The 12,095-nt window shown below is 41.5% G+C and carries 11 protein-coding genes; 1 reads left to right on the top strand and 10 read right to left on the bottom strand.

Going from position 1 to position 12,095, the window contains the following annotated elements; genetic code table 11:
- Window positions 1-196: 196 nt before the first annotated feature.
- On the top strand, window positions 197-523 hold the full coding sequence (locus PGH26_RS01075) for a hypothetical protein (protein WP_323692192.1): 327 nt from the start codon (window positions 197-199) through the stop codon (window positions 521-523).
- A 662-nt stretch (window positions 524-1,185) separates the two neighbouring features.
- Here the strand turns inward: PGH26_RS01075 and PGH26_RS01070 are convergent.
- From PGH26_RS01070 to PGH26_RS01025, 10 genes are all read right to left on the bottom strand, one after another.
- Window positions 1,186-1,479 (bottom strand): GrpB family protein, encoded by a 294-nt coding sequence (locus PGH26_RS01070; protein ID WP_323692191.1) that lies wholly within the window; start codon window positions 1,477-1,479, stop codon window positions 1,186-1,188.
- A 298-nt stretch (window positions 1,480-1,777) separates the two neighbouring features.
- Complete coding sequence (locus PGH26_RS01065) at window positions 1,778-1,888, bottom strand: putative holin-like toxin (RefSeq protein ID WP_323692190.1); 111 nt, start codon at window positions 1,886-1,888, stop codon at window positions 1,778-1,780.
- A gap of 170 nt (window positions 1,889-2,058) precedes the next feature.
- Window positions 2,059-2,781, bottom strand: a complete 723-nt coding sequence (locus PGH26_RS01060; RefSeq protein ID WP_323692189.1) for a hypothetical protein — start codon at window positions 2,779-2,781, stop codon at window positions 2,059-2,061.
- Entirely contained in the window at window positions 2,759-3,286 is a 528-nt protein-coding gene (locus PGH26_RS01055; RefSeq protein ID WP_323692188.1) for an RNA polymerase sigma factor, read from the bottom strand. Before PGH26_RS01055 ends, PGH26_RS01060 begins: the two co-directional genes overlap by 23 nt.
- 410 nt (window positions 3,287-3,696) lie before the next feature.
- Window positions 3,697-4,005, bottom strand: coding sequence for a DUF3784 domain-containing protein (locus PGH26_RS01050; protein WP_323692187.1), 309 nt, complete (start codon window positions 4,003-4,005; stop codon window positions 3,697-3,699).
- 310 nt (window positions 4,006-4,315) lie between these two features.
- Window positions 4,316-5,353, bottom strand: a complete 1,038-nt coding sequence (locus PGH26_RS01045; protein ID WP_323692186.1) for a ribonucleotide-diphosphate reductase subunit beta — start codon at window positions 5,351-5,353, stop codon at window positions 4,316-4,318.
- Entirely contained in the window at window positions 5,323-5,772 is a 450-nt protein-coding gene (locus tag PGH26_RS01040) for a flavodoxin (RefSeq protein ID WP_323692185.1), read from the bottom strand. The genes PGH26_RS01045 and PGH26_RS01040 overlap by 31 nt, the downstream gene beginning before the upstream one ends.
- Entirely contained in the window at window positions 5,757-7,979 is a 2,223-nt protein-coding gene (locus PGH26_RS01035) for a ribonucleoside-diphosphate reductase subunit alpha (RefSeq protein WP_323692184.1), read from the bottom strand. Before PGH26_RS01035 ends, PGH26_RS01040 begins: the two co-directional genes overlap by 16 nt.
- Before the next feature lie 429 nt (window positions 7,980-8,408).
- Window positions 8,409-10,526 carry a methyl-accepting chemotaxis protein gene (locus PGH26_RS01030; protein WP_323692183.1) on the bottom strand — a complete coding sequence of 706 codons (2,118 nt, stop codon included), beginning with the start codon at window positions 10,524-10,526 and terminating at the stop codon, window positions 8,409-8,411.
- Between the two features lie 143 nt (window positions 10,527-10,669).
- Window positions 10,670-12,076, bottom strand: coding sequence for an alanine/glycine:cation symporter family protein (locus PGH26_RS01025; protein WP_431312509.1), 1,407 nt, complete (start codon window positions 12,074-12,076; stop codon window positions 10,670-10,672).
- Between the last annotated feature and the right edge of the window lie 19 nt (window positions 12,077-12,095).

The following is a 12,095-nucleotide window of genomic DNA, read 5'->3' as shown; positions in this document are numbered from 1 at the left end:
TCCATTGCAATGGAGTATGCGCAACCTGTGTTCAATTAAAATCAAAAGTAGAAATTTCTACTTTTGCGAAGTGTAGAATTGGAGAAGCGGTTTCTGAAACCGTCTATTTAGGAAGTACAGATTAATTCGTACATCCGGATTTTGAATCACGTACAATCCCCGCGAATTACACTATACTAGTAATGAGGTGATTGCGATGGACGTTAAACACACGGCATTATTACTGAATCAATGGATGGAAGAAAATCAAATGACGAATACAAAAATGGCTCAATTGATGGATGTAAGCGAAGTGCTTTTACAAGGGCTCTTAAAAGGGGACCGTCGTATGACATCTAAGCGTTTAACACAGTTCGCAGAGATCACAAATATTCCACGGGCATCGTTATTAGGACTATCAGATAAGGTGTTATTTGCAGGCTATAGCATCATTCCTCATGGAGGCACTGAACTCTCTACAGCAAATAAGCATCAAATTCAGCAGATTGCCTTGCTTTTGAATGAGTATGAAAGCTTTAAGTAGGTGGGAGGCAGGAGTTGTTGGAAAACGAGGAGTTGCATACAAGAAGTTAAACGCTCAGAGAGTAATACTTACAAAAAAAGCGAATCGACTAAGATATCTTCAATGGCAGCCGGTGTGTCGGCTAGTATGATCACTAAACATGGAATGTGATTTTTATACATGTGAATGAAATGATATCGCTTAATATTATGATCAATCCATGAGTTTCACATTGGCACTTATATAGAGTTATATGTGAACCTGTTGATCTGCGTTTAAGACGGACGCGTGAGTTTGAATTTAAAATTAGTTCCGTATTTAGAAAGTGCCATCCAAACGTTATATCTAGAATCATTACCTATTGTTTTTTTGCGAGGACTCTGATTTTCTTAATCTCAGCAAGTTTAAAAACCTAGGAAAAAGCAATTTTATAATCTTGTATGGCAATACTCATATACAATCTTATATACATTTCATTGGTTGCAAAAAAGCACATCATAGAGATGCTTTTAGATAATCTAGTTTTATTTCCAAATACTGCTTGCTTGCTTGCTTGCTTGCTTGCTTGCGTCTTCATTTGAATTTAGATGGTCTCTAAAATAGATAAGATTGTTCCAAAGTTCTTTTTGATATTCGACTAAGTGGACAAAATGAGTCTTTTCTTTGTAGGTGTCATCGGAAAACTATGCTAGCACAATCTCCCCAGGTCTCTCGACTCTCAACCTTAAGAAACCTGCCTTACTAAAGCTTTTCAATAACGGTTTATCCACCTCTTGTAGATCATCAACGCCTACTACGATATCTATTAATGGTTTTGCAGACATACCTGTGATCGCTGTACTTCCAATATGCTCAATGCGATAATCCTCAAGCTTTGTGTACTCCATTAATTCTTTTTTGACTTTAATAAATTCATCTTTCCATTCGGGTGTGTAGCTTTCTAATCTGACTTCATCGTTTTTTAGTCCTAATTGCAAAGTATATTCCCCCTTAGTGTTTTCCTGTAAATTGGCACGTTTGAAACACAAGCCTTATACTGTTTAAGCCTCTGAACACGGAATACGTTATCTTCAATTCCGTTCATTCTCAAAGAAGTCTGTAAACATGTGTATTCTTATTATAATTGTGGTAAACTAAGCATATACTAAAAAAAGACCAGGTGCGCAAACACCCGGTCGCGCAGCTGACATCCGCATGAAGTGCGGTTGGCCAGTAATCAAAGAGTCTTTACAAAAAGGTAACTACCCTGCTTACTTTGCCGTTAGCGGAGGGTGGTTACTTTTTTCTGTTGATGAATAGAGCAATCGTCGCTACAACGGCTGTCGCCATTGCTGCGAGGAACATCCCAAATTGGAATAACATGTTCATTGCCTCGTATGTCACCATGTAAGCACCCCCTTTCTCAAGGGAGTGCCAACCGCCCATCCGCTTTATGTAGCTGCTTACATATATTCTACCACGTTAATGAATCGGTAACAGCAGAATCAGAAAGATAATGCCAATCCAAAAAAGTCTAATCCTCTCGTAAATGCACCCTTTTGCTGCACTAAGGCTATCTACTTAAGCTTTTCATCTATCCAATCTAGTAATCCGCCATGAGAAATAGAAATCATATCAATCTTGCCTTCCTCTGAAATAATTGCAACCCCGCTGATTTTGAATGATGTCGTCACATCTGTTTTGTCTTCATATTTCACTTGTCCAGTGAAACCATACGCTGTAGGTGAATTCTGATTCTCAACTTGTGATGCTGTAATATCAGAGATAGTCAATCGATAATCCAATCCAAAAATGTGTGCTGCCATTGCAGGGGTATTTTTAACAAAAGAGTCGAATCCAGCTTTAGTAAAATAAGATAAGTAGGCATCTTCGAGATACGTGATCCTCTCTGCCTCATCTGGTGATCTGTCCGTTCCAACATATCCTTCATAGGATGGATCTGTCTGTTGCTTATATATGTCTTCAGCAATTTGCAGGTATTCTTCGTCAGGACCCGTAAATTCGTGTTCAAGAACAGCTTGAATAGCACCTATGTTGGGATCCTTCTCCACAACGCCCGCAGCTAAAGGAGTAGGAGGCTCTTCGGTTTTACCTAAACTTAAAACGAGGAAAGAGGCTATTGCTACCATTGCGATAAAAATGAATATTGGTGTTCCATTTCTTTTTTTTCTTCTTACTTTATCTTGCAGTTTGTGCAGACTATCTCTCCGTGCTTCGTTGGCACGTTCAATATTCTTCATTCTCTGGAAAAGTTCATCAAATTCTTTTGATGGATCCATTTATAAAACCTTCCTTTCCGTCAAATTCCTTTCTTAATGCCACGAATCCCCTGGTCATTTTCGCTTTCACTTTCGCTTCCGTCCACCCCAATATATAGGCCGTTTCTTTAATAGAACATTCATTTACTTTTCTAAGAATCAGTACATCTCTATAGTCATTTTTCAGTCTGTATAAGGCTGAATATAATTGAGTGATTTCCTCTTTATTCATTGCTGTGCTCTCAGGAGATGGACTTTCAGAGTCAATCTCGTTTTCATTTCCCAAACTAATAAATCGGATAATTCTTTTCCTTCTAAAGTGGTCATAGGTCACATTTCGAGCTATTTTCAAGAGCCATGTTAAAAGTGAAGCTTGGTTTTTAAAATGATCTAGCCTCTTTATGGCCTTATAAAACGTTTCCTGCGTCAAATCTTCAGCAGTTTCTTTATGTCGTACAAGCAGAAAAATAAAGCCATAAATCTTGTCGCTATACTCCAAATAGACTTCTTCAAAATCATCTACCAAGATTTTCAAACCCCTTAACAAACATAGACGTATGATTTAACAAAAAGTATCGGTTTTAATATTAGAAACAAAATACTTTTTATAAAATCGCTTACTTCGTCTTTTGAACCTTTTTCAACTTTCACATATGTAAACAGAACGATGTTCAAAAAAGTATTTTATCAAGTAATGGAAGGTCTAAGAAAACCCGACAAGAAAAATTAAAACGCAATCCTCATAACCGGATTGCGCTCATTTTTAAAAAAATGTGCAGATAGCTACCAATATGATTATACCTGCACAACTATCATTCCTAATGTGGTTATCCTCCCGACAAAGTGTGCTGTTTAAAGCGCAAACCACGTTGGATTAATGCTCTCATTTGTGAAATTAAAACTTATAACGGGTTGGTATTTGAATAGAAACGTTTTCTACTTTTTAAATCTATTTCCGGTATTTATAAATATAAGCATAAAGACCACTAAAGCTAAAAATAGAATTAGACCCATGCAGAACAACCAATTACTATCGTAAGCTTCACCAAGTAACCAAAAAAGCATACTAAATGACAAAGCAAACATCATTTTACCCATAAATTTACAGAGCGCAATCACATTAACCTTTTCTTTCTCTTCTGAAGGCAGTGTGTTAAATCCTGCAATTAAAAAAGATCCTTTGCCGTTTATTAATACAACTCCTAATCCTAGAAACAATACAATAACCGATAGCATAATAATCATTTGCATCCCGCCTAATAATTATAATATCTCAATTAACTCTTTCTTAATCTATATACGGAAGTTTACTCAAAAAGTTCCGTTGAAACGGACTGATTGAGTCCATGTAGATACTTTTAAGTTTTCGGTACTGTTCTTTGACGAATCGCCCTTTTCAATAATTAGTACAGGGTTGATAAAAAGATAGGAGGTTTCCCTATCTCCAGAAAAGTTACATAGGTATAATTGGAAAAACCGTACTTGCAGTCTAATGTTCTCCCATAGAAAAAGCCAAGCATTCAGCAAGACGCTGAATGCTTGGCTTTTTAATTGTTTATAGATCGTCGAAACCGTTTAAGTCACTAGTTTTCACGTATTGACGGGAAGTCTGCTCAAAGAAGTCCGTTTTCGTGCCATCAAAGTTGTCCGTATACGCACGGATCCACTTCATAGGATTGTCGATGAATTCCGGATAGATCTCACTGAGCCCGAGCATGCGAAGCATTTTGTTGGCGCGGTATTTTACATAGCCGTCCATTTCATCCAAGTCAATACCGTCGATATCAGCGAGCACATAGCGGCTCCAGATTGTTTCTTGCTCTACGGAGTAACGGAACTGATCGTAAATCCATTCCGTGAACTCTTCTGTATTGTACTCTGGGTTTTCCGCAAGCGCCGCGCGGAAGATGTCACTGATTGCTTTTCCGTGCTGCAGCTCGTCACGGTTAATGTACGAAATCATTGTTGACGTACCGACCATCTTCTGATGACGGGCTAAATTGTAGAAGAACGCAAATCCACTGTAGAAAAACAGCCCTTCAAGCAGCGTTGTGTAAACCATTGCTTTCAGTACGGTTTCAATCGTTGGATTTGTTGCGAATTCATTGTAAATCTCAACAATGCGTTCGTTTCGCTTCATTAGTACTTCGTCTGATCGTCCCATCTCAAACGATTCCACTTGCTTGTCGTAAGTAGTCACCGAGGACAGTACGTATGCGTAGCTGTGGTTATGCTCGCTCTCTTGGTCAGCGATTGTTGCCATGATTGACTTAACGGATGGATCCGTCGCAAAGTCTGCAATCTTCATCGCGATAACTGTCTGCGGACCGTCAAGCGTTGCTAACAAACCGATAATCTTTAAAAAAGCATCTTGCTCCGCTTTAGAGAGATTGGCGAATTGCTTCACATCTTGTGTCATATCCACTTCGTTCGCTGTCCAGAACAATGCACGGATTCGCTGGCGCAATGTATAGAAATGAGGGTGCGCTAAGTTGTTCCAGTTCAGGATACCACTCGCTTCCCCGCCAAAAATCGCAGTTGCTTTGTTTGGATTTGCTGGATTCAGTACGTTAACTCGTGTAAGTGTCTCCAATGGTCTAGCACTCCTTCTGCCCAGGCTGTCACGCGAATTTCTTGCGCACCACGCGGGCTTTGTTCAATTTTCAGCGGCTCAAGCGCTGAGTTATAAAAACGGGCCAACTTCACAGCAGCGCTGCAAAACAACTCATCACCGCCGAATTGTGTATCACCCGTTCCAAATACATACACATGATCTGGTTTTGCTCCAACATCCAGTACGAAATCCTTCACTTCGTCAGGTGTAGAACCTTGGTCCCATGTGAAGGAACCGACGATCATCGCATCGAACTCTCGATAATCCGGCACAGGACCCGTGCCAATGCGATGCATCTTAACAGATGCTCCGCCGGCAGCTAATGTCTGTTCAATCAGTTCCGCAGTTTCTGCAGTATTGCCGCTCCATGAAGCATAGGCAATTAAGAATGACACCATTCGCACTCCTCAATTTCTGAAGCAGTTGAACGCGTATAGTACGTTGTTTTCATGCCCGATTTCCAAGCTTGCAAGTGGAGATTAAGCAACACGGAAGCACGGATATTATTCGGTACATAGAAGTTGAACGAAATTGATTGGTCAATGTGACGCTGACGCGCAGCGTTTTGCTTAATCGACCAGCGCTGATCGACAATATATGCAGAACGACGGTAAACATCGTACGTATTGTGGTTCAAATCCGGTGCAATGACCGGTAATTTATAATCTTTCTTTTCTTCATGATAGAACGGCTTGAATACAGGGTCAATCGAAGCTGTAGAGCCTGCGATAACAGACGTTGAACTGTTCGGTGCAACGGCCATTAGATATCCGTTGCGTATGCCCGTTTCAGCAACACTTTTACGCAGTTCATTCCATTCTTCTGATACGTATTCGCGTTTGTCGAAGTATGCACCTGTTTCCCAGTCTGAACCTTCGAATAATGGATATGCTCCCTTTTCACCGGCAATTTCCATAGATGATCGAATCGTTAAGTATGCAATTTGCTCGTACAGACGATCCGCAAATTCAACTGCATCATCCGACTCCCATTGAATGCCTTCAAGTGCAAGCAGGTGGTGCCATCCGAAAGTGCCAAGTCCAATTCCGCGGTAACGGCTATTGGTACGCTGTGCTTGAACGACAGGAATCTTGTTCAAATCAATTACGTTATCGAGCATGCGGACTTGAATGGGAATTAAACGCTCCAGCACGCCTGCAGGAACAGCTTTCCCTAAGTTGACGGAGGATAAGTTACAAACTACGAAGTCACCTGGTTTTGAACGTGTCACTACGATATCGTCTTCCAATGTGACAGACTCAAATTCCGTAGCACTCATGTTTTGCATGATTTCTGAACATAAGTTACTTGAATACACGATACCTGCGTGCTTATTCGGGTTTGCACGATTCACTTCATCCCGGTAGAACATATATGGCGTACCTGTTTCAAGCTGGCTGCGCATAATACGTTTCATAATTTCAATCGCCGGCACAGTCTCTTTCGAAATTTCCGGATGATTCACACACGCTTCGTAGCGTTCGCGGAATGTACCGGCACCCTTCGCTTCATCATAAGAGTCTTCTAGTGAATATCCCATTACCGTACGAACTTCATGCGGGTCAAACAAATGCCAGTCAGCACGGGCATCGACAGCTTCCATGAATAAGTCAGGCAAGCAGACACCTGTGAAAATATCATGTGCGCGAAGACGCTCATCTCCGTTATTCAATTTAAGATCCAGGAATGTGAAAATATCTTTATGCCAAACATCCAGATAAACAGCTACCGCCCCTTGACGCTGTCCAAGCTGATCTACGCTTACTGCTGTGTTATTCAATTGTTTGATCCAAGGAAGAACTCCGCTTGAAGCGCCTTTGAATCCGCGGATTGATGACCCGCGTGAGCGTACTTTCCCCATATAGACGCCAATTCCGCCGCCATATTTCGATAAGTTTGCGATATCGGTGTTGCTATTATAAATTCCAGTTAATGAATCATCGACTGTGTCAATGAAACAGCTGGATAGCTGGCCATGCGGTTTTCCTGCATTTGATAGCGTAGGCGTTGCAACTGTCATGTACAGGTTGCTCATCGCCCAATAGGCTTCAGCGATTTTACCAATGCGATCGCCTGTTTCGCGCTGCATGAGAGTCATTGCAATGACAAGCCAGCGCTCTTGGGGCAGCTCTACAGGAACTTTCGAGTAGTTTACCGCTGCATAGCGATCCATCAGCGTTTTCAAGCCGATATATGTAAACAGCTTGTCCCGCTCGGGTTTAATGAGAGCTCCGATTGCTGTCAATTCGTCTGTTGAATAGTTTTTCATCAAGTCTTCCGTGTAAAGACCTTGTTCGACAAGAGACGCGACGTGACCCGCAAAGTTCGAATAAACCGCCGCTCCGCGAAGCTGTTGCTGATCGGCATACAATTTTTGCAAATAAAGACGTGCTGCGACAAACGTCCAATAACTGGATGCTTCATCAATTAGACTTAACGATTCAAGAATCATCGCTTTTGACCATTCTGCAAGTCCGCCCTCAGCATGTTTTAAAAGCCATTTATCACTCGCTTGTGTGAGTGGTGCAATTCGTTCCGCACCAAATTCCTCCTGTAAAGCTTCCAGCACGCGTGTTGTATCATTCGTTTCGCGGGTTAGTGTCATACCGACCGTCTCCTTCCATTTTCTCTCATATTTTAGCAATTAAAAAAGAGCTGAGAAAACGCGTTTCAGAGGCGTTCCCTGCGAAAGCCTTTATGACGGCATTTCGGCATCAGCACTATATATAGTGTTTATATTCTTTATCTACCCTAACATCTTGTGTCAAAACAGTAAATAGGCAAAAAGGGACGTAAATTTTTCTTCTTCACCTGCAAGTGATTTACACCCGGGATTTTTCCTCGAAATATTAGTTTATCACACATTCATGCTGGAACGTTACTTGTACCGCTCCAAATTATTAGAAACAAAATCCTTGCTCTTTTCTTCCTATTCGGCTTATCAGATAGATGCATTTTCATGCATGGCAAATATAAAACAGAGGAGAAATTTTGAAATCTCACCCTCTGTTTTATAAGTTCACATCTTATGGTTCTATTCCTGTTTTGCGAGTTCAAACCGTTCAACGACTTGTTGAAGTTCACTAGCGATTCTTGTCATTTGCTGGACCGAGTCTGCAACACGCTCCAACTCTTGCTGCTGGGCGACTGAAGATGCACTTACTTGCTCCGCAGATGCAGCGGTCTCTTCTGAAACTGCTGAAACGCTTTGAATTGCCAGGATTGCCTGATCTTTGTTCACAATCATTTCAGAGAGATTCGCAGAGAGTTCTGCAATCGCTTTATTCATTTCATCAGTCAGCTGTGCATTAAGCGCGAATGATTCTTCTGTACTTGCTACAGACTCACTCTGACTCTTCATCGATTTTGTATTTTGAGCAATTACTTCAACGGTGGCTTTGGATTGGTCTAAAATTTCTTGAACAGTCTGCTGAATCGTTCCTGTCTCACGACTTGACTGCTCTGCAAGCTTCCGCACTTCGTCAGCAACTACAGCAAATCCTTTGCCATGCTCACCTGCCCGTGCTGCTTCAATGCTCGCGTTAAGCGCCAGCAAGTTTGTTTGGGCTGTGATGTCCTGTATGGATGTGATAACGCTGTTAATCCCTGAGATCTTATCCGTTAAGGCTGTCATTTGCTGCTCCACTTGTTCGTTCATACGGTTCGCCAGCTCATTTTGTTCGCGCAGACGATCGACTTCTGTAAGTCCGTTTTGCGTAGACTCTACCGTTTGACGGGATAAGCCATCCATATTTTCAGAGAGTGCAGAAATCGCAGTAATCTGCTCTGCCAGATCTCCCATGCGGTGGCTCGTCTCTTCCGTATCTTCCGATTGTTTAGATGCTCCTTGAGCAATCTCTTCGGTCGCAACTGATACCTCTTGGCTAGACGCAACGATTTCTTCAAATGCGTGATTTACCTGTGCGGACGAATCTGTAAGCCGTGATGAAGCAGACAGCACTTCTGCAAGTGCTTCATTTGTTTGGCTGAGCATGTGATTATATGAAACAGCAACAGAGCCAATTTCGTCTTGTTTCAGCTTACTCACATCAACTTGTTCCGTTAAATCTCCCGAAGCTGCCATTTCCATCGATTGCTGTACGCGTGTCAACGGATTTATATGGCGGTAAACAAAGAACGCCGTAACAAGACCCATTAATACAACGATAACAGCTGCCGCAATTAGCGTAAAAATGACAATGCGTTCAAACGGTCCGATGATGACCCCGCGCGGCAATACCGTTTGTACGGACCAAGTCTCTTCAAAACCATTCAACGTAATCGGTGCAAAGGCGTTAAATGCTTTTTCGTTATAGGTTTTCGAATCCACATACAGTGAATCTGCTTTTCCTGCCTTTAACTTGTCTTTCACGGGCTGCCAATCGATGGCGTCCTTCATATTCGAATTATTCATTTGCTCTTTCAGACTGTTTTGGATCAGAACGCCATCATCAGATATCACGGAAGCATATCCGCCTTCAGGGGCAATTTCTTTTGTTAATCCAGCTAGAAATTCCAGTGACATATTCGCACTAATAACCCCTGTGAAGTCACCGCTTTTAGATAGTAACGGCACTGTTAATGAAGTGAAGCTCATGTTCTTTCCATCTACCTCATACGAAATCGGTTCTTGGAAATAAGATTTTTTATCAGACTTCGGTTTTAAGTACCAATCACCCCCGCCTGATTCTTCATAGCCACTTGCAAAATTTATTTGAATGCCATCTTCGGTTTTCAATAAAAAAGGAATAAATCGTCCTTCAGAATCTATAAGTTTCTGATCAGAATCTGATAGACCGTCTGTAGAAAGAACCCCTTTTTCAAACACAGCACTCATGCTGACCGCATTCGGATTTCCTTCGAGATTTGCTTGAAGAACTGATAATACATCCGTCGCAGCTAATTTCGAATTCGAATTCATCGTTTCCAATACTCGTTTTGTTGTACTAAGCGATTCATCTGTTTGCTTAAACTGTTCACTTAGCTTTAATGCAACTCGTTCTGTATCTTTTGTTGCCAGTTCCTCAGCATCATTGACAGTAATGCTGTGGGTGTAGATCATAGTTCCAAATGCATAGAGTGCAAATAGTAAGAGAAAGACTCCTATAATAAGCGTGGACAGTTTAAATACGATACTTTTCGATTTTTTCATTGTGGACTTCCCTTCTGATTCTGGTAGCTTAGTGATTATACCCAATTACCCATACAATGAAAACAATTTAGACCTTTAGACACAAAATAGTCACTGGACGATTGACTCATCCAGTGACCATTTTTATTTTCAACTGCATAAATTTACTTAGGTTGTTCTTCGCCCCAGCACTCAGTTCCCTTTAAACCGGGAATGGATTTTGCTTCAAATCTCGGATTTAACCCTTTTCTGCGCTGAATCGTAAAGTCATCCAACACCTTGAATGCGGTGCGACTTAAGACTGCAATGACAATGAGGTTCAATACAGCCATCAGACCCATGAAGACATCTGCAAGATCCCATACTGTCTGTACTTTCGCCATCGCACCGAACATGACCATGCCAAGTACGGCGATCCGATAGACCGTCATCCATATCTTGTGCGCATTAATGAATTCAATATTTGTTTCACCATAATAATAGTTTCCGATAATTGAGCTGAATGCAAAGAACAAAATTGCAATCGCTACGAAATAAGGAGCCCACGAGCCAACATGTTCTGCCATGGAAGCTTGCGTTAACAAGATTCCATCTGTTTCACCTTTATCATAAAGTCCAGCGAGCAGAATAATGAATGCTGTCGCCGAACAAATAATGATTGTATCGAAAAAGACTCCAAGACTTTGAACGAGTCCTTGTTTTGCAGGGTGCGTTACGTTCGCTGTCGCGGCAGCATTTGGAACACTCCCCATACCTGCTTCGTTCGAGAATAATCCACGACGGACACCTTGCATAATTGCAGCTCCCACACCGCCGCCTACCATTTCTTTCACGCCGAATGCATGCTCAACAATTAACGTAATCATCGCAGGGATTTCAGTAATATTCATAATAACAATATACAACGCTACTATAATGTAAAGTGTGGCCATCACAGGCACGATCGCTTGGGTCACTTTAACGATTCGTTTAACACCGCCAAATATAATGATTGCTGTTAACACAACAAGGATAATACCTACAGCCCAATCGGGAACATTAAACACATCTGAAAACGACTGACTGATCGTGTTTGACTGTACCGCGTTAAAAATGAAGCCGAAACATAGTGTTAGTAATATAGCAAAAACAATTCCTAACCCTCTCAGTCCCAAAGCCTTTTGCATATAATAAGCAGGCCCGCCACGGAATGTATCCCCGTCACGTACTTTATAAACTTGAGCTAATGTACTTTCAATGAAAGCAGTTGCCATTCCTATAATTGCAATAATCCACATCCAAAATATTGCTCCCGGACCGCCGATGCCAATGGCCAGAGCAACACCTGTGACGTTTCCGGTACCTACACGAGAAGCAGCACTGATTGTAAACGCTTGAAATGCTGAAACGCCATCTTCGCTATCTTTCTTTTCAGTAATTAAACGGAACATCTCGCCGAAGAGACGGAATTGAACAAACTTCGTTCCGATGGTGAAGTAAAGTCCGAGCACCAGCAACAGGCCGATAAGTACGTATGACCATAAATAATTATTGAATGAACCTGTTACCCAATTCATAAAATCTGTTAGCATCCAGCTGCACCTCCATTTT

It is taken from the genome of Sporosarcina jeotgali, from assembly GCF_033304595.1.
GTDB lineage: Bacteria > Bacillota > Bacilli > Bacillales_A > Planococcaceae > Sporosarcina > Sporosarcina jeotgali.
The sequence above is the reverse complement of the archived record's forward strand: the minus strand, read 5'-3'. Positions and strand labels throughout refer to the sequence as shown.

Coding starts and splice junctions, on each gene's coding strand:
- PGH26_RS01065 (WP_323692190.1), bottom strand. CDS start 1,888: ATGGTGACATACGAGGCAATGAACATGTTATTCCAATTTGGGATGTTC.
- PGH26_RS01035 (WP_323692184.1), bottom strand. CDS start 7,979: ATGACACTAACCCGCGAAACGAATGATACAACACGCGTGCTGGAAGCT.
- PGH26_RS01025 (WP_431312509.1), bottom strand. CDS start 12,076: ATGCTAACAGATTTTATGAATTGGGTAACAGGTTCATTCAATAATTAT.
- PGH26_RS01050 (WP_323692187.1), bottom strand. CDS start 4,005: ATGATTATTATGCTATCGGTTATTGTATTGTTTCTAGGATTAGGAGTT.
- PGH26_RS01075 (WP_323692192.1), top strand. CDS start 197: ATGGACGTTAAACACACGGCATTATTACTGAATCAATGGATGGAAGAA.
- PGH26_RS01060 (WP_323692189.1), bottom strand. CDS start 2,781: ATGGATCCATCAAAAGAATTTGATGAACTTTTCCAGAGAATGAAGAAT.
- PGH26_RS01030 (WP_323692183.1), bottom strand. CDS start 10,526: ATGAAAAAATCGAAAAGTATCGTATTTAAACTGTCCACGCTTATTATA.
- PGH26_RS01040 (WP_323692185.1), bottom strand. CDS start 5,772: ATGGTGTCATTCTTAATTGCCTATGCTTCATGGAGCGGCAATACTGCA.